Source organism: Clostridium sp. CF012 (genome assembly GCF_018861755.1).
In the GTDB taxonomy this organism is placed as follows: Bacteria; Bacillota; Clostridia; order Clostridiales; family Clostridiaceae; genus Clostridium_AD.
Genome location: NZ_JAHLEF010000003.1, coordinates 147,311 through 173,922, shown reverse-complemented (window position 1 = coordinate 173,922; position 26,612 = coordinate 147,311). Strand labels below are relative to the sequence as shown.

Sequence of the window (26,612 nt, the reverse complement as noted above, 5' to 3'; positions counted from 1 at the left end):
GATATGATATGTTTAAGAAAAAGCAGGAGAGATTAGAAATAGTATCTAAAGGTGAAAAAACATTTAAGGTTATTAATTATATGTTGCTTGCTGTTATAGCAATTTGCTCTATTTATCCTTTGGTATATGTATTATCAGCATCTGTTAGTCGTGGAAGTGCTGTGGATGCAGGTAAGGTGGTGCTCGCACCAATTGGATTTACATTAGATGCATATAAAGCAGTATTAGCAGATAAGTGGTTTTGGGCAGCTTATGGCAATACTTTTTTTTACACGATTGTAGGAACTATATTTAGTATGTTTGTGTCTATTAGTGCTGCATATGTTTTGTCAAGAAAGAGGTTTAAATTCAGGAAACAGTTTAATTTGCTATTGGCAATAACTATTTGGTTTAATGTTGGGTTCATTCCTTTGTACCTGAACTATAGGAGTCTAGGTGCAGATAACAGTAGGTGGATGATAATTTTCGAATTTGGTGTACATGCATTTAATATTTTATTGTTGAGAAATTATTTTGAAAGTATACCGGATGAACTTGAAGAAGCTGCCAATATTGATGGGGCTAATGATTTTCAGATACTCTATAGGATATTCATTCCGGTTTCAAGACCTGCCATTACAACGGTATGGTTATATTATGCCATTGATAGATGGAATGGATGGTTCTGGGCTTCTGTTCTATTAAAACAACAAGACAAAGTTCCTCTACAGGTTTATTTAAAACAAAAGATAATTGATAGTGTGCTTGTGGCCGATAATGCCAGAACTATTGCATCTGGTTCATACTCATTTACAACATTAACATACGCTATTGTTATTTGTTCAATAATTCCAATTGTCTTGGTTTACCCATATATACAGAAGCATTTCAGCAAAGGGATACTCGTTGGTGGAGTAAAAGAATAAGGACATAAAAGCATGAATAATTTAATTTTGACTAGCAATTCATTTGAAGGATAGTCAATGTAATATAAATTATTAAAAATAATATTCGGGGGGAAAAATATGAAAAATAAAAAAATGTTAAGTCTATTACTGGTACTATTCACTTCAACATTAATTTTTTCAGGTTGCTCAAAAACTGATAAAAAGGTTACAGATGATGCTTCAATGGTTAATGCGGAATTAAAAATGCATTACCATGCCAATAATAAGTATACCCTATCAGATAAAGAAGGTAAGTTGAAACCTGTATTTGCATTCGCATCTGAGAAAACCGGAATTAAAATTACGGATGTAGCTAATCCTGTAGGAACAAATTCACTAAATGAATTTCAACTTCAGGCAACTCAGAAATTCCCAGCTGATATATATGGAGGAAATAGTCTTGCACCTGAAATGATAAAATATGGACAACAGGGTGCGTTTCTTCCTTTAAATGATTTAATTGATAAGGATGCTCCTAATCTAAAGAAATTCCTTGATGCAAATCCGAAAGTAAAGAAAAGCATAACTGCTGCAGACGGAAAAATATACTACATACCATATGTTCCTGATCCGACATCATTAGTTTCTAGGGGGTATTTTATAAGGACAGATTGGTTAGCAAAATTAAACCTGCAAACTCCAAAAACAATTGAAGAATTAGAAAAAGTCCTACTTGCTTTCAAGAACGGAGATCCTAACGGAAATGGTAAGAAAGATGAAATACCATATTTTAATGATAAAATGTATGAAACTATCAGACTCTTAAATCTTTGGGGTGCTCGCGTATATGGAAATGACAGCTTTACAGAAAGAGTCGTACTAGATAGTAAGGATAATATGTATCATGCGTGGTTATCAGATGATTTCAAAAATGCATTAATAAATATGAACAGATGGTATTCAGAAGGATTGATTGACCCAGAATTTGCTACAAGAAAAGATAATACTGCAAGACCAACTTTATTAACAAAATCTAATGTAGGTGGGATGACTCATGAATGGATTGCATCAACCTCATCATATAATGATAATGCTGAATTAAAGAAAGCAGTACCAGATTTCAAGTTTGAAGCAATTCTACCACCAACTTATAATGGAAAGAGTTTTGAGGAAGCTCAAAGAATGCCAGTAAAACCTGATGGATGGGCTGTATCAGCTAATTGTAAAAATACAAAAGCTGCTCTTAAATTTATAGATTACTTCTTCTCACCAGAAGGCAAAAATGTATCTAATTTTGGAGTTGAAGGACAAACATGGACAATGAAGAATGGTAAGCCAACATTTACAGATGAAGTTTTAAAACAAACAGGAGTTAATAATTATTTATGGGAAACTCAAGGAGCTCAATATCCAATTGGTTATCCAATGACATATGATTATGAAGCACAATGGACAAATTCTATAGGTAAGGCAGCTACTAAGTCATACCATGATGCAATAATAAAAAATACAACGCCAGTTATGCAGCTTAGTACTGAAGAGAAAGCAACATACGATAAAGTGGTTCCTACATTAAATGGCTATTTAGATGAACAGGTTCAAAAGATGATAACCGGACAGCTAGATATAAATAAGAACTGGGATTCTTATGTAAAACAAGCTAAGATACAAGGAGCGGATGATCTAGTTAAAGCATATACATCAGCATACAACCGTTATAAAACCATGAAATAACGATAAATAAAAGAATGAAAGGGTGACAGCAATGCGAGATAAGTATCTTTTTTTAGATAGAGATATAAAGAGTTATAAAGATGAAGTAAAGGATGTTAGAAGAGAACAGTTTTTAAGGCTTTGCGAACAGTGTAATAGCTACAAAAATGAAATATTAAGTAAAGAACATCCTAAAAAAAGTACAACTTATATGGGCATTGCTGCCATTAATCTAAGCTTATTGTATATTCTTACGAAACAAAAGCAATATCTGGATGAAGCTAAAAGATGGATATTTACAGCTGTAGACTACCCCCATTGGGGGAATGCTCATTTGGTAGATGTAGATTTAAGTGCTTCCTGGCTATTATTTGGGTTAAGTTTATCCTATGATTGGTTAAAAGATATACTTAGTACAGAAGAAAGAAGTAGATTTAAGGATAAGTTAATTCTTCAAGCAGAAAGAATATATGATTATAAAATTAATAATGAGGGCAATGGTTGGTCTACTGAGTATTGGCAGAATCATAATTGGATTAATTTAACAGGCTTAGCTGCTGCAGGTTATGCATTAAAAAATGAATATGTAGACTCTGTAAAATGGATAAATGAGGCTAAAGAAAATTTTGAAAAGGTATTTAATTTTCTTGCAGACGATGGTAGTGATTATGAAGGGGTTGTGTATTGGCGATATGGTGTTTTATGGCTTTTAAACTATGCACATCTTTTAAAAACATCTGAGGGTATAGACTACTTTAAAAGTAGTAGTTTTTTAAAGAATACATTCTATTATAGATTGTATCAATGCGCTCCAAATTTAGAGGAGACTATGAATTTTGGAGATTGCCATGATAGAAGAAGTGCCAGTTCAAGTGCAATGTTTTATAAATTTGCATCAGAATATAACGATGGCTACGCTCAAAACTTAGCCGATGAAGTAAAAAAACATATGTTTAGGGAACAGTATGAAAGTGGGATTAGCCCCGGAATACTTGCGGAAGCTGCTTTAGAATTCTTATGGTATAACCCCAGCGTAAAGGTAAAGGAATTTTCTGAACTTCCACTTACTAAATATTTTGATGATTTAGGCTTAGTTACAATGAGAAGTAGCTGGAATAAAGATGCGACTATGCTTTCTTTTAAATGTGGAACACCAGGTGGTAAAAAACAATGGAAAAGATCCTGGGAAATTTTTAAAGAAAGGGGCTGGAATACTAGAGGACTGTCACATCAACACCCGGATAACAATTCGTTCATACTATTTGATAATTATGCTTATCAAGCTATTGATGAGGGATACAACAGAACAGTTAGAGCCTGCGAACACAATGTTATAACCATTGATGGCAAGGGATATGAGAATGAAGGTAATAATGATGTTTGGAAAAAATCAGAAATAGATGATGTTGGAAAAATTGAATGTTTTTATAATAAGGATAATTTTACTTATATTTTAGGAGAGACTGCGAAAACATATGATAAAAGTCTAAGCTTAAATAGATTTGTAAGGCATGTAATTTATACTAATAGTGGATTTATTATAATGATAGATGAGCTGGAAAGTTCATTGAAGCATAAATATACTTATAATTTTCACTCAGATTGTTTTCCAATTGAAATACAAAAGGATTTAGTAGAATATAAAAATGGTTCATCGAAGATGAAAGTTTGGTCAGTTTGTTCAAATGAGTATAAGAGGTATTATAAAAATACTAATGTAAGAGCCATAATGACTACCCAAGAGCCAGATAAATTTCGTGAAATTAATATGAAAACCATGTGTATGGAAAATATTGCTCCAGTTAATAATATAAAGTTCATAAATCTGTTTATACCAGAAAAGATTTTTAATGATTATGATATAAGCGCTGATATTAGTAATAGTGGAGGTTATTATAATATAGTAATTAAAAACAAAGAAGGGCTAATGGAGAGATTATTATTCAAAAAGTGCAATAGTATCTCAACTGATTCTTTGAGCTCTGATGCAACATTCGTATACATGAGATTTAACAATGATAAATTAAATAGATTAATTGCATATAATGGTGAAAAACTAAATTATTCAAATAAGGATTATGTAATTAACAGAAATGAAATAACAGATATAAGTTTATAAATAAATATTGAAGTAGGTGTATTTTATGTTGAAGTATTTAGACAAAGTAGAAGTAATTAAAGAAAAGGATAGTAAAGATCCAGAATACAACGAAATGTTGAATGAAATGAATAAAGATGTTATAAGCTTTTTTTTGAATTTTTCTGATGACTATAAAAAAATGAGCGAATGGGGCCATGAATATTTTTGCGAAGAAGACGGGGCGAAACTTGAATTTGATTTAAATAAGCCACATTCACATAAATGTTTTATCTGTGGAAAAGACTATACGGGGCAACACTACGATAACATTTGGACTTATTTTTATAGGAATGAAGCTATCTTAAATCTTTGGAAAGCAGCAGTTCTATATAAAGTAAGGGGAAATGAAGAACATTTGAAAATATTTAAATCTATATTAAACTTCTATGCAAATAATTATGATGAATTTGTATTACATGCAAAAAGAAATGTAGTAAGTGAGCTAACAGTTGATGTGGGAGGTGCAGCAAAAATAATGCCCCAGGGGCTAAATGAAGCCATAATAACAGTTAGAATAATAAATGCACTTGAGATGCTAAAGGAAGATTTAGATAAAGAATATTTAGATAATATAAATGAGAAATTCTTTAAAAAACTGGTAGCTTTATTTAAGCCTCAGGTTTGCAGAATTCAGAATATTGCTTGTTGGATAAACAGCGCCCTTGGACTTATAGGGTTATTTACAGAGGATAAAGAATTAGTAGACTTTGTATTTAATAGTGAGTTTGGAATAAATAATCAATTAAAGAAGGGTGTTACGGAGAGTGGATTCTGGTATGAAGGCTCTATACATTACAATTTTTTTGTACTGGAAGGAGTAACTAATTTATTGTTGTTTACTAAAATTTATAGACAGGGCTTTGAAGTTGGTGAAAAAACAGTAAGACATATGTTGACTGCAGCATATGAGTATGCTTTTGATAACTTTATATTGCCTAACCCAAATGATGGTTGGCCAAACCTATCCTTGAAAACATATTCTTATATATACCATATAGCTACAAAAATTTATGGGGAATATTCTGATATTGGTAACTTATTGAAAAATATAGATAACGGACAAGTTAAAAGAACTTATTTGCCTTTATCTAAACCCTATTATTTTAGAGATATTTGTCTTGAAAACTTAATTTTTAATCCTAATATAGATTTAAATAATTATACAAGGGTTAAATTAAAGTCTAAAGATTTTGAAACATCTTATTATAGTATTCTTAGGCAAAAGGATGTTAATGTATTTTTGAAGTATGGGCATTTAGGTCCAAGTCATGCACATCCAGACAAAATGAATGTAGAAATAATGCTTGGAAATGAAACCTTGACAAGGGATTTATCTAATTCAGGATATGGATCAAGAATCTGCAATGAATGGCACAGGATGTCGTTGTCACATAATACAGTTGTTGTAAATGGTGAAAACCATACTTCATTTGAAAAGGGATATATGTTAGAATTTAAAGAAAATTTCATGCTAGCATTGGATAAGAATGTATATAAAGGTGTTGATTTTATAAGACAAGTTGATATATATGATGGTTCAATTTTAGATAAATTTATAGTTACATCAGAAAACGAGAATTCATATGATTATTTTTTCCATAGCGAGGCAGAGCTTCTAACAAAATTAGAGTTGGAAAATTATACTTTTGACTTTAAGTCAAATGGATACCAGCACATAAAAAATCCTAAAAAAGTAATAACTGATGATGAAAAAATAATTCTGACTTGGAAACTAAATAACTATACCTTAAGTAGTGAAATTAACCTAAGAAATAAAGAATTGATTATTGCGGATACATATGATAATCCGGTAATTAAGTATAGAAAATCGATAATATTGAGAAGTAGGACTAAAAATGATATATTCCAAATTTTGTGGAATTTTAAAATCAGTTGAGAAAAAAATATTTAATATGAGGTGTTAAAATGAAATCTAACTTTTATTTGCAAGATGAAATCGAAGAGGAAGTTGTTGAAATAGGTAAGATTAAAAGAAAGATTATGGCCCATGATGGGAAAATGATGATGGTTGATGTATACTTTCAAGATGATGCTATAGGAGCGGAACATGTTCATGAACATGAACAGGCAACGTACTGCTTAGAGGGGGAATTCGAATTTACTATTGGGGATGAAAAGAAAATAATAAAACGTGGAGATACAGTTTATATTCCCCCAATGATGAATCATGGTGCAATATTAATTACGCCTAAAGGAAGATTGCTAGACGTATTTACACCACAGAGAGATGACTTCCTAAAGTAATGATTAATTCATAATAAAGATTTTACTTTTTCAAAGGGGAGGCACAATGCTAAAATTCAATGCAGAAAAATCAAGGCAAAATATATTATATGGTAATATAGCTTATGGGTTAATATCCATAAGTTTGCCTATGATGTTAGTTGGACTTATTCAATCTATAAGCCCATTAATAGACAACTTATTTGTAAGTAGAGTTGGAGACACTCAGCTCGCTTCCATTAATTTTGTATCACCAATAATAGCATTTGTCACTGCGTTTGCATATGGGTTGGGTAACGCCGGTATCACATTAATAGGTCAGAAGATAGGAAAAAATGATAAAGATAGTGCAAGAGATATAGCATCCCAACTGATTATATTTTCAGCATTAGGTGGGGTAGTTTTTTCTATATTATTAAATTTATTCGGGAATATATTTTTAAAGGGTTTACATGGAGAGCTTTTAAAAAATACCCAAATATATTTAACAGTTACTTCTATAGGAATTTCACTATCTTTTATACATTCCACATATGTAGCAATAAGGAGGGCTTATGGAGATTCCCTTAAACCACTTTATATAAGCCTTTTGCTAGTAATACTTAAAATAGCATTCACTTATTTATTTGTTATAAAACTTCAGAAATCAATTTTTGGAGCAGCATTAGCTACTTTAATTACTAATTTAGTTATTGCGGCATATGAAATAAGCGATTTATATTTATTAAAAGATGAAATTAATTTGTACATTAAGGGATTAAAATTAGAAAAAAATATAATGGTATTATTTGTAAAATTGGGAATGCCAAGTGCTATATCTAATGGAGCAAACAGTCTGTCATTTATTTTGATTAATGGTATTGCTATTGGTTATGGAGAAGCTGTACTTACTGCTTATGGTATTGCGAATACTGTAAATGGCTTATGTTTTGGACAGCTTACAGCAATAGGTATTGCGGTATCTACTATGGTAAGTCAGAATGCAGGTGCAAACAATATAAGTAGAGCAAAAAAAATCTCTAAACAAGCTATGGGTATGTCTACAATATTTTCTATAATATTTGCGTTAATTCTACTCATAAGTTCCAGGAGCATAGCAGGTTTATTTACTAAAAATCCACTTATATTATATAATGCAACGAATGCAATGAGAATATATTCTGTTTCAATTGTGGCATGGGCAATATTCCAAGTGCAATTTGGTGTATTTATAGGACTCGGAAAGCCTCAAATTCCTTTGTACAGCAGTGTACTAAGAGTATGGGTTTTTAGAGTACCATTTATATATCTTTGTCAAAGGTATGCACCAAACTTAAATGAGCTTATAATTTGGTATTCAATGATTATAAGTAACTTTGGAGTAACTATCTATACAACTTATAAATATATAAAAGTTGATTGGAACTATAAAGTATTAAAGGCTAAAAATTAAATTTGCATATTAGGCTTGCAAACTGGAAAGAGGTATACAATGATATATGATAGTATGGAATTTTTCAATATAGTTGAAGTTAAAAAAAACTCTTTGGATTCAGGAGTAAGACTTTATAGGTATCCTAAAAAACTCAGTGATAGCATAAAAGCAAAAGAAAGAGCAGAGAGATGTCAAGGATGTGAAATACGTTTTGTTACAGAAAGTGATATTATAACACTTTCCCTTAGTGTTGATGATGTTGACGGGGATATTCTGGTTTATAGAGGAGATTATTTTTATTCTATTTTTCATCTTAAAGCAGGCATTAAAACTATGATCACTTTATCGGAACCTGAAAGATTTTCCTGTGTGAAAAAGGGATCAATTAAGAGAAAAAGATTTTCTCCAGAAGTATGGAGAGTATTTCTAAATACAAGTTGTACATCCTTTTATGGAATAGATACATTTGGAAAGGAATTAAGACCACCTAAACCGGAAGAGCTACCTTCAAAAAGGTGGCTGGCATATGGTTCATCCATTACATGGGGATCAAAGGCTATCCATAATTGTAATTCCTACATTCAGCAGGCGGCATTAAGACTTAATGTAGATGTGTATAATCTTGGATTATCAGGACGTTGTTATTGTGAAAAGGAAGTGGCTGATTATATTGCAGGGAGAAATGACTGGGATTTCGTGACACTGGAAATTGGTGTAAATATGCGTTCAGTGTTTTCAGGAGAGGAATTCCAGCAAAAAGCAGAATATATGATAGAAAAAATACTTGAAAGTCATCCTGATAATCCTGTTGTTATCATTTCTATTTTCCCAAATCATTCTGTCTACGCCATCAATGATAATATATACAAAAAGAATGATGCTGCTTATTGTAAGATTTTAAAAGAATTATCAGAAAATAAATACAAAAATAAGAAAAATGTGTTTTTTATTTCGGGAGAAGAGATACTGGATGAATTTACTGGATTAACATGTGACTTAATACACCCATCTGATTCAGGACATATACGTATGGGTGAAAATTTAGCTAATATTCTAAAGGACCTGCTGAAATTGAAATCTTAATACATAATAATGCGAATAGTGTTTACAAATGTGAATTATGATAGTCGTCATAGTCATGTAAAATATAAAAAAATCAGGAGGAAAAGTATAATGTTGAATTTTACATACGATAACAAAACAAAAATGATTTTTGGTAAGGATACTGAATTACAAGCAGCTAAAGAAGCTAAGGTTTATGGGGATAGAGTGCTTATCCATTATGGTGAAGGAAGTATTAAGAAAAGTGGACTATATGAGAAAATAATTAAGTGCTTTAAAGATGAGAACTTGAAAATTTTTGAACTTCCAGGAGTTCAACCTAATCCCAGGTTAAGTTTGGTTAGAGAAGGAATTAAACTTTGCAGAGAGAATAATATAGATTTTATTTTAGCTGTTGGTGGTGGGAGTGTAATAGATTCTGCGAAGGCCATCGGTATAGGAACAATGTATGATGGAGATGTATGGGATTTCTATGGTGGAAATGCTAAGTCAGAAAAATCCCTTCCTGTAGGTGTAGTACTTACTATTCCAGCAGCAGGTAGTGAATCCAGCACAGGTTCCGTAATTACTAACGAGAATGGAAGGTATAAAAGGCCAGCTAGCAATGCTGTACCTAGACCTGAATTTGCTATACTAAATCCTGAACTAACTTATAGCTTACCTGCATATCAAACAGCCTGTGGAGCAGCAGATATTATGGCTCATGTAATGGAAAGATATTTTACTAATGATAGAGATGTGGACTATACAGACAGGTTATGTGAAGCTACGCTTAAAACTATAATTAAAAATGCACCTATTGTATTAAAACAGCCAGACAATTATGCTGCAAGAGCAGAAATAATGTGGGCTGGTTCTATAGCACACAATGGACTGTTAAATACTGGGAGAACAGGAGATTGGGGCAGTCACAATATAGAACATGAACTAAGTGCACTATATGATATAGCTCATGGAGCTGGTCTAACTATTATCCTCCCTGCTTGGATGACATATGTATATAAACATGACATAAAAAGATTTGTTCAATTTGCATCAAGGGTATGGAATATTGAAATTGATACTTATAATCCTGAAAGAACCGCTCTTCAAGCTATTGAAATAACTAAAAACTTCTTTAGATCTCTGGGGCTTCCAGTTTCTCTAAAAGAAGCTAACATACCATTAAATAAGCTAGAGGAAATGGCTGAAAAGGCTACAGAGGTTAAGCCTATAGGTAACTTTGTACAGCTCGTTAAGGATGATGTACTCAGCATATTAAAATTAGCTTATGAATCTGAAAGTTAATATTTTAATATAAAAATTACCGGTTTAATTAGTTACTAAAAAGATACCGACTTTTATTATGAAAAGAAAGTTGGTATCTTTTTATATTAATTTAGTCACCATTATGTTTTATCTTTATTCAAAAGGAATAAAATTATTTGTGGAGGAGGTCACATGACAATGGAGGAAAAGGTGAATCATCTTATCATGACTTTACTGCCAAACAGGGTGAGAAGAAATTATCTTGGAGGGGCGGGAATAGATCAGTTCCACGGGTATGCGGAATGTATAGATAATGATCGTCCAGAAGAATGGATCGGTTCTTTGGTCAATGCACATAATCCAGGAATGGAGACCATAGAACAGGAAGGGTTATCGCGTGTAAGCATTGATGGCGAAGAGCATTTGCTGAAAAATATAATTTTACAGGATCCAATATATTATCTGGGTGATTTATTTCAACATGAAAAAGAACCGGACCTAGGATTTCTATTTAAAATTCTAGACTCTTCTATGAGGCTTCATGTACAAGCACACCCCACCAAAGAGTTTGCCATGAAGTATTTGGGAAACCCTTACGGAAAGCAGGAGTGTTATTATATTTTAAACGTCCGCAGTGGAATTGAACCATATATTCGTTTGGGATTCCAGAATGCGCCATCTAAGGCTCGGTGGAGAGAGATTATTGAAGAACAAAACATAGAAGCTTTGGATGCATGTTTTGAAAAAATATCAGTAAAACCAGGGCAGGTATGGTACATTCCAGGAGGAATGCCACATGCAATAGGAAAAGGAATTACAATGCTTGAAATCATGGAACCCTCCGACCTGGTTGTGAGGTGCGAATTTAACCGTGAGGGTGTAATTGTGCCAGCACAGGCAAGATTTATGGGAAAAGATTTAGAATTTTGTTTAGATATTTTTGATTATAAGCAATATAGCGTGGTGGATATTGTAGGGAAAAGCCTTATGGAACCAAAGGTATTGGTAAGAAATGAGGATTATTGTATAGAAAAACTGATAGATACAACGGTTACTTCCAGTTTTGAAGTGGTTAGATTAACAGTTATTGGTAAAATGATTTATAAGAAAGAAAATAAACCCCAGGTCGGAATCGTATGCAAAGGCTGTTTAAAAATTACTACAGATCATTGTAGTATTGTTTTTAAAAAGGGTGATAGCTTTTTCATTGCGGCAGCTTTGAAACAAAGCATATTGGAACGCGATAGTGAAGAAATATTAGAAATATGCATGGTATCTAATAATGAAGAAGTAATCAATTAAGAGCATCCATTATAAGAGTTGCACTAATCATGTTCCAATGAACATAAATATATGGAATAATTATAAGAAATTTTAAAAAGGCGATAGTTAAAATGCAGATAAATCGGTATTTTTTTTAGTTTTCAGAATAGTTTAATAGAAGAATATATAATATATACATCAGTATAGCTAAAGATATAGAAATATTAAAAAAATAAGGAATTGCCTTTTTAAAATAGAAATTATGCTTTATAGGAGTGGTGAATGAGATGAATTGGAAAGAAGAATTAGTCTTACAATTAAGAAATTTAACTATTGATAAAAATGTTATTAGTATAGCAATGCAAAACTTTGTTGATGAAATTAATAGTAATCTAGACAAATATAAAATAAAAAATATTCGAGCAACAACAGATTTAAATGAATATATCGATATAAACCTTTATAAAAAAATCGAAATAAAATCTTCTGATAAAAATGTTACTTTTACTTTATTTAATAAAGATAGGCTTAGACAAAATATATCTATTAAATTAAGTGTTGCTGAAAAAGTAGGGGGTTATTTTATTCAGTATATTAATACGGAAGATCGTAACCCAAAATTGAGAGCATTTATTGATGAAAACACTATTGATGGAATTTTTCAAGATTTATTTGAATTAAATGAAGAAGTAAAAACTATAAATGAAGAAATAATTAATTAAGAGAATAATTAAGTGGAAAAGCATGAAATAGGGCTTTTTTAACTTAATTATAAAAATATAAAGCATGAAATATCCATAAATATGGATATCTCATGCTTTTTCTGTTCAAGCTTAAAACTTTACTGAAAAAAGAGTGCTTTTTTCAGTGGCCTAATTTAATCTTAGGGGTTTTTCTCACATGTATCTTTAATTCATAACAGGAATGCCGCATAAATATAACATTTAGCAAATTTAAAAAAAATTTACTGTTTTCAAATTTATATGGAAAGCGTGCTTGACATGAAATATCATAAGTGGTATTATTAATGTAAAGTTAGCTTTCCGTAAAACAATAAAATTAAAGGAGTGAATCTACTTGTGAAAAATAGATTAGAAGAAATTCGAAAACAAAGGGGTATTAAGCAGGAAGAACTGGCAACAGCCTTGGAGGTTTCAAGGCAGACAATTGGTTCCTTGGAAAATGGTCGATATAACCCATCTATTATATTAGCTTTTAAAATTGCTAAATATTTTAATATGTCAATTGAAGAAATTTTTATTTATGAGGAGGAATAATATGTTTTGTAAATCAATGAAAAACAATAGAATTTGGGCAACTTTGATTGTGGTTGGTATTATAAGTTTTATATTTGGGATAGTAGGTAATATAGGAGTTCCTGATGAGGCGGACAATATTAGTATGCTTATGGGCATGTTTACAGGGGTAGGAAGTGCTTTTATAGCAATTGGGATATTTAAATTAATTTATTACAAAAGAACTTCTGTTGCAAAATTAAAGCAAGAAGAAATCGAATTAAAGGATGAAAGAAATATTCAAATTTTAAGGATTGCTTGTTCTGTTTCGAATACTACTGGTTATTTTCTTTTTGCAATTATGGCTTTTGTATTTGTTGCACTTGATTATAGAATACCTGCGTTTATTTGCATAGGAGCGTTATATGTTCAATTTTTAGCGTTTCTAATTTCTTATAAGTATTATAATAGTAAGATGTAAAAAAAATAGCCCTCCATTTTCAGGAAGCCACTGAAAAACGATATAAAAAATCGTCATCAAATTAAAGATGGCGATTTTTTTGTATAAAAGACTAAAAAACAAAAAGGAATTTTAAAAGATATGTCGAATAAGTATAGTAAAATAAAATTTTAAAGCAAATTAATGACATTGTTGACTTATCATTTGTTTATAATTAATTAATGGTTAATTATAGTTTATCAATGGGTAGAGCATATAACAATCCGACTCAGTATCAAAATAATTTTTCATTCATAATATATGGTGAGATCTATTTTTTTATGGAGGAGATATATGTACTGGTGCCCTTATTTTTATAATATGATGCAGTCTTATGATAAAAGGATTTCTTCAAGAGAAATAAAAAATGAAAATACACAAGCCTCTGATTCGGCTTTAGATGACAACAATATAAATCTTGTTGCAGATACGCAAAATTACAATGGCATGCCATACCATTTTCGTAAATCTTCCGATTTAATAAATACACAAAGCAAGAGTGATTTAAATGTTAGTGGACTAAATACGTTAAACATTTCTGGTAGCCAACAATTTTCCGAGTTCAATTTACCTCTTATAATGGAAAGTATAGGAAATACATTACCTATAACAGTTATTGACTTAAGACAAGAATCACACGGTTTTATTAATGGAGCTCCTGTTAGCTGGGCTAATGCAAGAAATGATGCCAACATAGGGTTAACAATGGACCAAGTTTTATTAGATGAATATATTAAACTGAGCAGTATTAAATTAAATGTGCCTATTACTTTTTATAATCATAAGAATATAACTGTAGTTCCAACAAAAGTTGAAGACGAAGATTATCTTGTTAATTCTAAATCATTATCATATGAACGCATCCCTGTTACTGATGGTAAAATACCTACAGATGATATGGTGGATTACTTTGTTTGTTTAGTAAAACTACAGCCTAAAAATACATGGCTTCATTTTCACTGTAAACAAGGCATAGGAAGGACTACTACCTTTATGATTATGTATGATATGATGAAAAATTCCAAAAGAGTTTCGGCTGATGATATTATAAATAGACAACTACTTTTAGCTAATTTTGATGAGAGTCATATAAAATCTTTTTCTAATAATGAAAGAATTAATTTTTTGCAAAATTTCTATAAATACTGTAAGGATAATACAGATGACAAATATTAAATGGAGCGACTGGAAAAAAGCTCTCAATACTAATAAGTATATAAAGAATCCTACAATACCAACTTATTTATATGTTATTTCTCAAAATATAATGACTTCTAGTGAAAGGACAATGATAGCTACCCTTCAAGGATTGGTTAATAGTCATTCGTCATCTCAAATATATACACTTAACTCTTCACAGCCAGATTATCAAATATGGCTAGAGGATTTAAAAAAAAATTATGGAGTCTCATACGAAACTATCACAGACCCTTGGCGCTTATTAGATGTATTTAAAGATTATATTGATGGATACGTACTTTACAATAATAAATCGCTAAAAGATCCTTCGATAAATAATGCTTGTTCACTTGCTGCGTTAAATAATTGCATTGCAGTTGATGAAGATATCCAGGATAAAGTATTTACCTATGGAATCACAAAGATTAAAGGCGACTGCAGAAACACAGATGAAAAATGGGCCTATGATAATTTATGGAATTCTGGACTCAATCACTCTATAGTAATTCAACTATCCCCGGGCAAAGCTTCCGCCCTGCGAGACTATGGCATAATGACCAAATCCCTAATATTTTATGAGGATAGTATAAATGATACTTCTCTTCGCGATAGAGTATTTTCAACCATGGAAAGCGACTCCATTTGCTTAGGTTGGGGACCAGATGAATTTATTAATATCAGTACAGCTTCGAAATATGGTATTAGTGTGGTTGCTGCAGATTGGTCTTATAATTTAACTGTATTAAGTTCATTTCCTTCATTACCTATGTCTCAAAAAACGTTAATGAACATTCCAAGTAGTGAAAGTGTTCATAATGTAACATTTATTATGTCTGATGGAGATAATCAACAGTGGGACCTTGGGACTAATTTTGGTTCTCACAAGTGGTATAGTTCTCCTTATAAAGGCAAATTCAATTTGGGTTGGGCGTTAAGCCCATCAATATATTACCTTGCACCTACTGTATTCAAATTATATTATGAAAGTGCAGCTCATGGATCCACTAATGACTATTTTATAGTGCCACCATCTGGAAATGGTTATATGTACCCAAGTAAATTTGATAAGGATGCACTAGGTATATATATTAATAGATTAGATGATTATATGGGAAAAGTAGATCAGAAATATGTTGCGATTATAGATGATGACTCCTTTTATAATAAGGAACTTTGGGAAAAATTTACTATTATGCCTGGTATCCGAGGACTGTTTTATCTTGATTATCATAAGCACGATAACTATCACGGAGAAATTATTTGGTCTAATAATAAACCTATAGTGTCCTGTAGAGATTTACTTTGGGATAGTCTTGAAAGTGAAGATGAGCTTGTGAAAAATATTAACAGTCGAATTGACTCTGGGCAAGTAGATATTTATAATTCTAACAGTTATACCTTTGTTTATGTTCATGCTTGGAGCAAAAACCTAAGTAATATTGAAAAAGTTGTGAATAAGCTAAATGGAAATCCTAAAGTGTCAATAGTCACCCCAGAAACATTTATGGAATTGATAAAGAAGAATGTTAAACACTAGTATCTAGAATACAAATAATGCAGTTAAGTCTCATGAAATAGATTAAATTATATAGCAGTTATGCCACTAAACAGTAAAAAGAACTGATTATATTCATCAGTTCTTTTTACTGTTATACTAAATTTATATTTAATTAAAGGGGGCTTTAATTAAAAAAAATCAATTACTTTCTATGTACTTATACTAACAATTCTATGTGTCATTATAGTGACAAAATTAATAATTAATTGTAAATTAAAAGCAGGACCAATATCTATGGGATATTTTTATTTTGAGTAAATAATATATTAGTAAATATGTGTCACTAAAAGGACTGTTTTTGGTGTATAATGGATTAATAAAATAATAAATCATACCTTGCAAAAATTTATAGCTCTATTAATTTAGAAGGTAGCAATTAATTTTTTAATGTAAAAGGTGTAAAAAATAAAAAAAAGAAGGTAAAAACATGAAAAATGATATGAACAAAAACATGGAACTAATGAAAAAAATTATTGAAGAAAAAAAAGCAAAATCTTCGACTCAAAAAAATACTAAGAGAGCAACAATTTACGGAACACAAAGCCCAGCATCAGGTGGTCAAGGGTTATATGGCAAATAATCTATATGTATAGAATGAAAAAATATTTTACAGTAAGAACACTTTTTGTAAAGTAGTGCCCTTTTTTAACTGAAATTTTTACTAAATGGGTTATTTCAGATCTCTAAAATAATAATATAAAACAAGGAGTGTTATCTTGAGTAAGCATCAAAGCAACAGCCACAGAAAAATTCCTCTTTTAGATAAAATAGGCTATGGGTCCGGAAACTTCAGCGCAGGTATTTCTAGTCAAGTTATAGGAACCTATTTAGTTTTTTATTGTACAGCTATTCTTAATATCCCTGGTAGCCTTGTTGGCTTAGCTGTAAGCCTAAGTATAATTTGGGATGCTATTACTGACCCGTTAATGGGATACGTTTCAGACATGACTAAATCTAAAATTTTCGGCAGACGACATCAATATATACTTATAGGAGGTATAGGCCTAGGAATATCTAATTACCTTTTATGGAATATAAGCTCGGGATTATCAGATTATTTAAAATTCGCTATTATATTCCTTCTGATTTTAGTAATCAAAACCTTCAGTACAATATATGTAACTCCTTATACCGCCCTTGGTGCTGAATTATCTAATGATTACAATGAAAGAACTAACATTCAAGGTGTTAAAACTGTATTTTTTCTTCTTGGACTAGCTTTTGTATCAGTTTTTGGAATGTTTGTTTTTTTTCGTCCTACTTCAGAGTTTCCTTCTGGGCAACTAAACCCTGGTTCCTATAGTTCTATGGGGATTTTTTCCTCAATTCTAATTATTATCTTTTCCCTTATTTGTTTTTACTCTACAAAGAAATATATTCCTATCCTCAATGAGCATGCTGAGAAGGGAGTAAGTAATGCAACTATAAAAACTCTGCTGTCAGCCTTTAAGGAAATTTTTCTTAACAAAACCTTTAGATATGTGGCTTTTTCATTTATGTTTACAAACATAGCTTCAGCATTGGTTGCAAATACAGGGTTACATGTGTTTACCTACACATTTTCCCTAAATAGTCAGCAGATTGCCCTTATCGTTGGAATACAACTTCTTGTTTCCATATTATCTCAGCCTATATGGGCCATAGCATCTAAAAGATTAGATAAAAAGCCTTCGATGATTTTAGGTATTATACTTTGTTTTATGAGTAGCTTATTTTTTCTTATATTAGTGCTTATGAAGAACCATGTAATGGGTAATGCATTATACTTCATACCCTTTGCAATACTGGCAGGCTTTGGTACAGGAGGATTGTTTACTCTGCCGTTTTCAATGATTGCAGATGTCATTGATTTAGATGAACTTAATACTGGGAAAAGGGCTGAGGGAAGCTATTACGGTTGTCTAACATTGTTTTATAAACTCTCTCAATCTATAACCTTGCTACTTATAGGTTTTTTATTAGATATAGTTAAATTCGATGCCAACCTGCCCCTTCAAGCCGAAAGCACAGTAATTATTCTTGGTTTATTGCTAAGTGTTGGCTCAGGACTAAGCTTTATAGCAGCACTTTTAAGCATCTCAGGCTATAATCTTAATAGAGCCAGAGTTGAGGATATTCAGAAAAAGATTGCTGAGAAATTGAATTCTTAAAATATTTTACCACCTACACAAAGTGAAATTCAATATGATATCACTAATATTTCCATTATATAATATTAAATTAGTTGTATCATCATGTATACAATATGTGGGCATTAGGCGTGCTACTAGGATTATTTTTTATGGTAGGGGCACGCCTGCTAAGCTTTTGTCAATTTGACTAACAAATTGAGTTAAATCATTTAAATATTTGTCATCGAAAAGATACCTGGGAAAGAAAATAGCGGTTAGATTGGTTAGTAGTTTAGATGTAGCTATATTCTTTTTTAGCATTGAATGATTTGCGTTAGGTAAAAAGGATACAGATAAAAGATTAGATTGTATATTTTGACGATAAATAAGTTCAGTATTATTAACATCTACATTTATATCCTGACCACCTAAGACTAAATGAACAGGGGAATTAAAGTGTTTCAAATCCTCTGTTACATCAGAGTTATAATTCTTTTTAATAAAATTCCATCTATCTTTAGAAATCAAACTATCTTTATTTGCGATTTTTAGATATTGGACATAGGTGGAGCGTGATTCCAATAAGTTTAAAACTTGATTATCATATTTTTCTACCTCTTTTATTTCTTTTTTAGAATGCCCGCCTTTTTCCAAGCTTTTTTTTGTATTGTATTGTCCTTGAGATATCCAATTTATAGCTGGTGCCACAAGAATACTAAAGGCTATACTTTTATTCTCCTTTACAACTTTTGGGATAACCCAGCCAGCTTGACTTGAACCCCATAAACCGATTCTTTTACTATCAATCTCGGGTAAATATTTAGCCCAGTCTATTACAGTAATAACTTCTTGTGCACGATCCTCCATACTTTGATCCAACCAATTACCAGATGAACCATTAATTCCTGGTTTATTCCAAGATAATGAGGCGTATCCAACAGAAGTTAATTTTTCCCACAGAGGTTTATATCCATCATCATAAGTAGCATTAAGCGTGCCATCTCCATGAACAAATACCACAAGACCTAACTTCCCAGAATAATTAGTTGGTAAAGCTAAAATACCTGTCAAAACTCCATTAGGCGTATTTATTTCTATTTTTTTTTCAATTATGCTATAAGTATTTTGATATAGGAAAAGTAATACACTAGCAGTAAGTATGCCTATGGTTACTAATAATAAAGGTTTAAATCTTTTTTTCATCTCTTTCACCCCTAATATTTTTGTTAATATGTTCTAATTTGGACCATGTCATAAAATGCCAATTTGGCTCTTGAAAAAAAATCCGTCTTACTAAATTATACTTTGATTTTTCAATATGAAATCCCATCTTTTCATATAAATGAATGGCATTTTTGTTCTTGTCAGACACATATAAAGTTAATCTTTTAAATTGAGGATTATTGCATACAAAACTTTTAGACCAAGCAAGAAGAAGTTTACCAATTCCTTTATTCTGATAACTGGAAGAAATAGCAATATGCTCAATATAACATTCCTGCTGTTTTGGTTGATACTCAAGAAAGCTCGTTCCAACAATGAATTTGAATATATTAGTTAATCCGAATTGCTTTAAGAGACACATAAAATTAATGTTGATGGGTATGGGTTTTGCTTGATTATTCTCTTTCCATTTTAAAAGGATGGTGCCTATGATTTTTCCGTTCTCTTTGATTACCATTTGCTTTTTTGCTAAATCATTTGAATCGTTACTCCAAGTTTCTCTTAACAATTTGACAATATTCTTATCATCAAGATTTACAAGAGAATGAAATTTTCCATGAAATGATTCTACTAAAAGGCTGCAAATGGTTTCGTTGTCTTCATTTTGATAAGGAACTATAATTGGTTGGATCATTTGAATACCTCCAATAGTTTTATTCATTGATTTTTACTTGTAGTTGATAAAATAGTTTATTGTTACTAAACATAGAAAGATAAGACTTTTCTATAATTATAATTTCACCTGATGATGAGTACTGATTTTCAATTATATACCGCTGTAACTTTTCAATTTCTTCTAAAATATCATTGTCCACAGTTACTAAAAAGTTTTTAATGAGGTACTTTCCTTTTTCCAACATTATGTCTGATGTATGACTTGACTCAAAACATATTGCAACTTTATTGTAATCATACAAGTAATGCAAGTCAGATTCAAATAAATTGGGTAATTGAATTCTTTTCTCGTAAAGATTTCTTGCATTTAATTTTTCTTGTTCCTCTAGCTGAATCCACTGTTTCATATAACGAGTGTCATAGCAGCTAATTTTATAATCATTTTCTAGATTATTTTCTGATTCATTATGCTCTTCAAGAGTTATCTTAATAAAGTGCTTAAGATTAATTAATTGATCAATTTCGGATTCAATTCCTTTCAAAGAATTTTTTAAAAGCTGACTATAATCATCTGCAGAGTAAGATATAAGAGACTCTTTAATTTCTTTCACAGATATATTAAGCTTGCGAAGAAGTAAAATTTGAGAAAGCTGATAAATCTCCTTGATTCCATACATACGATATTTGTTCTTATCTACATATGAGGGATAAAGTATCCCTTTTTCTTCAAAATAACGAATTTGATGAACAGATAAATTCATGAGTCTAGAGAGTTCACTAATTCTTATATATTCGTTCATTTAAGTCACTCCAATCTGATTAATTATAAGTTAACTATAAACCTTAGGTCTGACCTAATGTCAAGAAAAATTTGTATATAAAAAAAATTGGCTAGGATTTTAAAAATTCTAGCCAATTTATACCAAGAATGCTTTTAAGATTAATAATGGAGTTAGAGAGAAGTCTGTTAGTAAGAGGCTAACTATTAGTTATTCTCTTTTGTTTACTTACAACTAAAGCTACTGAAAAAATAGCTATGGCAAAACCAAGTTCTATTAACATATAAGTAAATACTTCCGAAAGATTATCAAAACTGAAATTTGACAGCGTGCCTATAACATTGTTGGCTTTTACATACCAGTAGGTAGGAGTAAAGCTAGCTATAGTCATGGCCTTCTCACTTAAAAATTCTTGTGGAACAAATACTCCACTAATGAAGGAAAATCCTAGTGCTAGGACATTTGCTATGGCAGATTGAGCGTCTTTGTTTTTTATTAAAAGGCCTACAAGGTAACTTATACTTAAGGCTGCGATAGTAAACACTAGGGCGTTAATACATAACAATAAGCCATTATAAGACATCATATGCTTCCTATTTAGGATGAATCCAAAACCGGCCATAACTCCATAAGTGGCGAGAGCAAAAACTAGATTTCCCATGATCAGTTGTAAATTAAAGGAGCTATTTTTCATTGGGGAGCATAAGTTTCTTCTCTTTAAGTTTTTATCATTAAATACCATCAAAATAGAACTTATCCCAAGGATTAGTATTGAAAATAATGAATAGGCGAGGTAATTAAAGGAGGCCACAGTAAGGGCATTATTTTGTTTTTTATCACCGAAGGATTTTAACTGCACCCTTGTTTCAGTGGAGGCCCCTATAGAAACTTCTTTTACCAAATTTTCTTCTGTTATTCCTGGGACATTATTAACATATACCCTTGCCATATTAAAGTATTTATTTATTGCCATATCAACATACATACGCGTTGTAGAGTTTGGCACTATAGTCTTTTGCAGCTCTACGGGTTTTCCCAGTAAAAAATTCTGTGTAAAATCCACAGGCACCGTTATTATATAATCCACATCCCTAAAAAATAGTGCATCTTGTAAATTTTCCTGTTTATTTTCAATATCAATAAAGTTTGCATTTTTTGATAGATACTCCTTAAAGCCTGTAAGTAGTGCAGTGTTTTCGTCCAGATTTACGAAGGCTACATTGGTCTTAGTTTGAGAAAAGCTTTCTTCATTTTTCGTGGTCGTCATCGTAGAATAAAGCACGGATATTGCTAAGAAAATTGTTAAATATATAATCAGTTGTCCCATATTTGCTTTGATAATTTTAAAGTAAGCTTTAAAGACTTGCATATTTTTGCCTCCTTATAATGAAGTAGGTGGTTAAACAAAATACTAGGGATAAAAGGGTTAGAATAGAAATATTTATAAAAAATCGTCCATGGTTATTATAGTAATATAAGGTGTAAAATCCATCTGTAATAAGTGCTGTTGGGTTAATATATGATAATATTGGCATGCTTTTTTGTACAAGGTATTTTATATCTGAAGACATCATCCCTGCTAAAAAAGATCCTATCATAGTTGTACCTATTAATACTCCAATTTTTAGACCTTCACTTTTTTTAATAAGCGCACTTATCATAGCCCCAAAGGAAATTCCTGTGCCACATCCTACAAAGCAGAGAAGCAGAATATAAGATAGTTGATTTCCAAAATCAATCTTTAAGGCGAAATGTAAATATCCAAGCACAATGATAATTTCAGTAAATTGAATCAAAAATGCTGCGCAGAGACTATAAATAAACATCTTTATTTTATGAACTGGAGCCATATTAATTCTAGCTGCTCTTTTTGATAAATCTCCTTGTATATCAGTGATTTCCTTTAGTCCTGAAATGCCGCCATATAAACATGTCATGGCAATAAGTGCATAAAAATAATTAAGAGTTGTGTTTGGCTTTCCTACTGACGCTGAAATTTCTTTAGTGTATTCTTTATGAGTTGTTGCATCCTTTATTAAATCAGCAGGATTTGCCTCTGGACTTGATGCTAAAATGGTGGCTATGGTACTTGCACTCTCTTTATAATCATCTAAGAAAGTCTTAATCACCGTTTGATTGAGTCCCTGGGACTTAACTACTAGATTTACCTCTGGATTTAGATATATATACCCCTCTATTTTACTGTTTTTAAGAAGGTCCTCAGCATTTGTTTCATTCGTGAAGGTCACATTAAAAAGTTTATCCTTGCCATCCTTAGAAACTCCATCAATAGCTCCTCTAAAACCCACATTGTTCTGGTAGTGTTGGCTATTTATCACAGCTATATTGATAGTTTTAAACAGCTCACCCGTAGAAAGATTAGAAAAAGCTATTTTAAATAAGGTGGCCAAAACTATTGGAAACATTAAAGTCCAAAAAACCAGTTGCTTATCTCTTAATAAACATTTTATCCTAGTAGTAAATATATGATTAAACATACCTATTCCCCCTTAATCCCTAAGCTCTTTGCCAGTTATCTCTAAGAAAACATCATTTAAAGTGGGTAATTCAGAGTATATTTTTCCAAACTCAATATTATTATCATTTAAGAACTCTATAATTCTAACTATATTATTTTTACCCTTTGTAGATCTAATCACTAAAGTGTTTTCTCTATATTCCGCTTTATCCACCGTGGATAATTCTCTGATATTGTCTAAAACACTGGAAGATAAATTAAATATCTCTACGGTGATTTTCTCTCCAATTTTAATCATGGCTTTTAATTCCTCTTTTGTTCCAAGAGCCACGGTTTTACCCTTGTCTAGTATGGCTATTCTGTCACAAAGCTGCTCCACTTCCTCCATATAATGAGTGGTGTATATGATTGTAGCCCCTTGCTGATTTAGCTTTTTAATCCCAGATAGAATATTATTTCTACTTTGAGGGTCTACTGCTACAGTTGGTTCATCAAGGATTAGAAGCCTAGGTTTATGAGCTATACCACAAGCTATATTAAGCCGCCTTAAAAGCCCGCCACTTAATTTCTTTGGATAAAATTTTTTATAGTCATTTAGTGCAACGAAATCTATAGCTTCATCTACTAGTGCTTTTCTCTTAAGCTTATCAGTTATATAGAGCCCACAAAAATAATTTATATTTTCGTATACTGTCAGTTCCTCAAAGACAGCTACATCTTGCATAACAACCCCAATATCCTTTTTTATATCATAAGCATCAGGTCCCATAGGTCTGCCAAAAATACTTATCTCGCCCTTATCATACTTTAAAAGTGAAAGGATACAATTTATTGCGGTAGATTTACCTGAACCGTTAGGACCTAGGAGTCCAAAAATTTCACCCTCTTTAACTTCTAAATTTAAATGATCTAATGCCAAAAGCTCGTTGTACCTTTTTACTAAATTATTAACTTTTACTATCATAAAATTCTCCCAACCTTTCACTCAATATTAATTCAAATGGATTTTGTCTATAGATATATAGTACGATTTTATGGTATGATTTGTAAGTGTATATAATCATTATTTATGGTGACAAATGTCATATAGTGATATGGCACATGGCCAAATATAAAATAATTTCAAAGGGGGTTTCAATGGGAATCTAGAAATATTTATTCTAGTTCCATTGGCGAGTGAAATGCTTGAAATTGTAGATAAATCAGTTATTTTTCTTTGTTGCATAAGTATATATCTATTGGAATCAGCTCATGGCTTATGGATTTTTCCAATAATCTTTGCATTAACCATAAGTAGCCTAAGTAGCTATCTTGAAAACAATGAGTTACATATGTTACTGTTTATTATCTATATAATACTATGCGTCTTTTTTAGTGAATTCTTATTATTTCTTCCATTGGTTTTATATGATGTGATAAGAAATAAATACCGCTTCATTTATCTCTTTGCCATTATACCGATAATAAGCAATCAAAGATATTTATCTAATAGAATTATATTTATAACTATTGCATTTATGGCGTTAACTATACTCTTAAAGCTTCGTACTATTTCTACGGCCAGGCTTAAAGAGGATTATATAAATTTTAGAGACAAGACTTCAGAACTTTCCATACTGCTTGAAGATCAAAATGCTACCTTGATAGCCAACCAGGATTATGAAATAAATCTTGCCACATTAACTGAAAGAAATAGGATAGCAAGAGAAATCCATGATAATGTGGGGCATATTTTATCACGGTGCCTTTTGCAAATTGGAGCTCTAATAGTTATTAATAAGAATTCTATTGTAAAAGAAAGCCTTGACGCAATTAAGGATACCCTGTCACAAGCTATGGATAGTGTCAGGACAAGTGTACATAATCTTCATGATGATTCTATAGATTTGCATGATCAGATTTATGCCCTTACAAAAGAATTTTCCTTTTGCCCTATAAAGCTTTACTATGATATTAGTGAAAATCCTGATAAAAGGATAAAATATTCGTTTATATCCATAGTTAAGGAAGCCATATCTAACATTATTAAGCACTCCAGTGCCACAGATGTGTCTATCACCCTTAACGAGCACCCAGGATTTTATCAGCTTATTATTCAAGACAATGGAGTTGTAGAGGACTATAACATTGAAAAGGGTATTGGTATTAGAAATATACTAGATAGGGTTGCCGCGCTGTATGGTAATGTTAATATAAAGACGGATAATGGGTTTAAGATATTTATATCTATTCCAAAGGAGATTATAAAATGAAGATTTTAATTGTAGATGATGATAAATTAGTCTGTGTATCACTAAAAGTTATATTAGAATCAGATCCAGATATAGAAGTGGTCGCCTTGGGATATAACGGAAAAATGGCAATAGAGCTATATGAAACTCTAAAGCCAGATATATTATTAATAGATATTAGAATGGACACAATGACAGGTCTTAATGGAGCAGAAATAATCCTAAAGAGCCATAATGATGCTAAAATACTATTTCTCACCACTTTTTTAGATGACGAATACATTATAAAAGCTTTAAATATAGGTTCAAAGGGCTATCTTTTAAAACAAAACTTTGAAAGTATCATTCCTTGCCTAAAAGCAGTACAGGCTGGGCAAACAGTCTTCGGCGATGAAATAATAACTAAGATTCCATCTCTAATCACAGAAAACAATAAATTGAAATTTTCAGACTTTGATATAAATGAAAAGGAGTTTGAAATAATAGTTAAGGTAGCTGACGGCTTAAACAATAAAGAGATATCAGAGAAACTATATTTAAGTGAAGGTACTATAAGAAATTATATTAGTGCCATACTAGAAAAGCTCTGTCTACGTGATCGAACTCAACTGGCGATTTTTTATTATAGAAATAAGTAAAATAGTTAAGGTTGGTTTTTTTTACTATTTTTCCCAAGTCATAGTTACGTTAACATGCATATTATATATAAGGTGCCTTTGTAGAGGACTAAACACATAATTGTATGAGGTGTT

General features: G+C 31.3%; 24 protein-coding genes. 18 read left to right on the top strand and 6 right to left on the bottom strand.

The window, feature by feature from the left end; all coding sequences use genetic code 11:
- The first annotated feature begins 8 nt into the window (after positions 1-8).
- The 16 genes from KPL50_RS05010 to KPL50_RS04940 all read left to right on the top strand — a co-directional run bounded on the left by KPL50_RS05010 (position 9) and on the right by KPL50_RS04940 (position 18,571).
- Positions 9-905, top strand: coding sequence for a carbohydrate ABC transporter permease (locus KPL50_RS05010; RefSeq protein WP_216297359.1), 897 nt, complete (start codon positions 9-11; stop codon positions 903-905).
- Positions 906-1,004: 99 nt separating this feature from the next.
- The gene (locus tag KPL50_RS05005; protein ID WP_216297358.1) at positions 1,005-2,600 is read left to right on the top strand and encodes an extracellular solute-binding protein; all 1,596 of its coding nucleotides are present in this window, start codon (positions 1,005-1,007) and stop codon (positions 2,598-2,600) included.
- A 31-nt stretch (positions 2,601-2,631) separates the two neighbouring features.
- On the top strand, positions 2,632-4,698 hold the full coding sequence (locus KPL50_RS05000) for a DUF4962 domain-containing protein (protein ID WP_216297357.1): 2,067 nt from the start codon (positions 2,632-2,634) through the stop codon (positions 4,696-4,698).
- A 25-nt stretch (positions 4,699-4,723) separates the two neighbouring features.
- A complete protein-coding gene (locus tag KPL50_RS04995) occupies positions 4,724-6,616 on the top strand; it encodes a heparinase II/III family protein (RefSeq protein WP_216297356.1) in 1,893 nt (630 codons plus the stop codon).
- A gap of 29 nt (positions 6,617-6,645) precedes the next feature.
- Positions 6,646-6,984: a cupin domain-containing protein gene (locus KPL50_RS04990; RefSeq protein ID WP_216297355.1), complete on the top strand. Its 339-nt coding sequence runs from the start codon at positions 6,646-6,648 to the stop codon at positions 6,982-6,984.
- A 46-nt stretch (positions 6,985-7,030) separates the two neighbouring features.
- A complete protein-coding gene (locus KPL50_RS04985; protein WP_216297354.1) occupies positions 7,031-8,395 on the top strand; it encodes an MATE family efflux transporter in 1,365 nt (454 codons plus the stop codon).
- A gap of 39 nt (positions 8,396-8,434) precedes the next feature.
- Positions 8,435-9,460, top strand: a complete 1,026-nt coding sequence (locus KPL50_RS04980) for an SGNH/GDSL hydrolase family protein (protein WP_216297353.1) — start codon at positions 8,435-8,437, stop codon at positions 9,458-9,460.
- Between the two features lie 90 nt (positions 9,461-9,550).
- Entirely contained in the window at positions 9,551-10,726 is a 1,176-nt protein-coding gene (locus KPL50_RS04975) for an iron-containing alcohol dehydrogenase (protein WP_216297352.1), read from the top strand.
- A 153-nt stretch (positions 10,727-10,879) separates the two neighbouring features.
- Positions 10,880-11,989, top strand: coding sequence for a type I phosphomannose isomerase catalytic subunit (locus KPL50_RS04970; protein ID WP_216297351.1), 1,110 nt, complete (start codon positions 10,880-10,882; stop codon positions 11,987-11,989).
- Between the two features lie 248 nt (positions 11,990-12,237).
- A complete protein-coding gene (locus KPL50_RS04965; protein WP_216297350.1) occupies positions 12,238-12,672 on the top strand; it encodes a hypothetical protein in 435 nt (144 codons plus the stop codon).
- 357 nt (positions 12,673-13,029) lie between these two features.
- On the top strand, positions 13,030-13,227 hold the full coding sequence (locus KPL50_RS04960) for a helix-turn-helix transcriptional regulator (RefSeq protein ID WP_216297349.1): 198 nt from the start codon (positions 13,030-13,032) through the stop codon (positions 13,225-13,227).
- A 1-nt stretch (position 13,228) separates the two neighbouring features.
- A complete protein-coding gene (locus tag KPL50_RS04955; protein ID WP_216297348.1) occupies positions 13,229-13,666 on the top strand; it encodes a hypothetical protein in 438 nt (145 codons plus the stop codon).
- A 312-nt stretch (positions 13,667-13,978) separates the two neighbouring features.
- Positions 13,979-14,860 (top strand): phytase, encoded by an 882-nt coding sequence (locus KPL50_RS27385; protein ID WP_290443199.1) that lies wholly within the window; start codon positions 13,979-13,981, stop codon positions 14,858-14,860.
- A complete protein-coding gene (locus KPL50_RS27380) occupies positions 14,847-16,400 on the top strand; it encodes a GxGYxYP domain-containing protein (RefSeq protein WP_290443198.1) in 1,554 nt (517 codons plus the stop codon). The genes KPL50_RS27385 and KPL50_RS27380 overlap by 14 nt, the downstream gene beginning before the upstream one ends.
- 448 nt (positions 16,401-16,848) lie before the next feature.
- Positions 16,849-17,001 carry a hypothetical protein gene (locus KPL50_RS04945; RefSeq protein WP_216297347.1) on the top strand — a complete coding sequence of 51 codons (153 nt, stop codon included), beginning with the start codon at positions 16,849-16,851 and terminating at the stop codon, positions 16,999-17,001.
- Positions 17,002-17,137: 136 nt separating this feature from the next.
- Positions 17,138-18,571: an MFS transporter gene (locus KPL50_RS04940; RefSeq protein ID WP_216297346.1), complete on the top strand. Its 1,434-nt coding sequence runs from the start codon at positions 17,138-17,140 to the stop codon at positions 18,569-18,571.
- Positions 18,572-18,700: 129 nt separating this feature from the next.
- On the opposite strand, the gene KPL50_RS04935 is transcribed toward KPL50_RS04940, so the two are convergent.
- From KPL50_RS04935 to KPL50_RS04910, 6 genes are all read right to left on the bottom strand, one after another.
- Positions 18,701-19,735, bottom strand: coding sequence for a S9 family peptidase (locus tag KPL50_RS04935; RefSeq protein ID WP_216297345.1), 1,035 nt, complete (start codon positions 19,733-19,735; stop codon positions 18,701-18,703).
- Positions 19,719-20,390 carry an N-acetyltransferase gene (locus KPL50_RS04930; RefSeq protein WP_216297344.1) on the bottom strand — a complete coding sequence of 224 codons (672 nt, stop codon included), beginning with the start codon at positions 20,388-20,390 and terminating at the stop codon, positions 19,719-19,721. The genes KPL50_RS04935 and KPL50_RS04930 overlap by 17 nt, the downstream gene beginning before the upstream one ends.
- 19 nt (positions 20,391-20,409) lie before the next feature.
- Positions 20,410-21,171 (bottom strand): MerR family transcriptional regulator, encoded by a 762-nt coding sequence (locus KPL50_RS04925; RefSeq protein ID WP_216297343.1) that lies wholly within the window; start codon positions 21,169-21,171, stop codon positions 20,410-20,412.
- A 178-nt stretch (positions 21,172-21,349) separates the two neighbouring features.
- A complete protein-coding gene (locus KPL50_RS04920) occupies positions 21,350-22,519 on the bottom strand; it encodes an ABC transporter permease (RefSeq protein WP_216297342.1) in 1,170 nt (389 codons plus the stop codon).
- Entirely contained in the window at positions 22,506-23,648 is a 1,143-nt protein-coding gene (locus KPL50_RS04915) for an ABC transporter permease (RefSeq protein WP_216297341.1), read from the bottom strand. Before KPL50_RS04915 ends, KPL50_RS04920 begins: the two co-directional genes overlap by 14 nt.
- A gap of 12 nt (positions 23,649-23,660) precedes the next feature.
- Positions 23,661-24,593 (bottom strand): ABC transporter ATP-binding protein, encoded by a 933-nt coding sequence (locus tag KPL50_RS04910; protein WP_216297340.1) that lies wholly within the window; start codon positions 24,591-24,593, stop codon positions 23,661-23,663.
- A 205-nt stretch (positions 24,594-24,798) separates the two neighbouring features.
- Here KPL50_RS04910 and KPL50_RS04905 point away from each other — a divergent pair, with 205 nt between their 5' ends.
- Both KPL50_RS04905 and KPL50_RS04900 read left to right on the top strand, forming a co-directional pair.
- Positions 24,799-25,881 carry a sensor histidine kinase gene (locus KPL50_RS04905; protein ID WP_253200457.1) on the top strand — a complete coding sequence of 361 codons (1,083 nt, stop codon included), beginning with the start codon at positions 24,799-24,801 and terminating at the stop codon, positions 25,879-25,881.
- Positions 25,878-26,498, top strand: coding sequence for a response regulator transcription factor (locus tag KPL50_RS04900; RefSeq protein WP_216297339.1), 621 nt, complete (start codon positions 25,878-25,880; stop codon positions 26,496-26,498). The genes KPL50_RS04905 and KPL50_RS04900 overlap by 4 nt, the downstream gene beginning before the upstream one ends.
- Positions 26,499-26,612 lie beyond the last annotated feature (114 nt).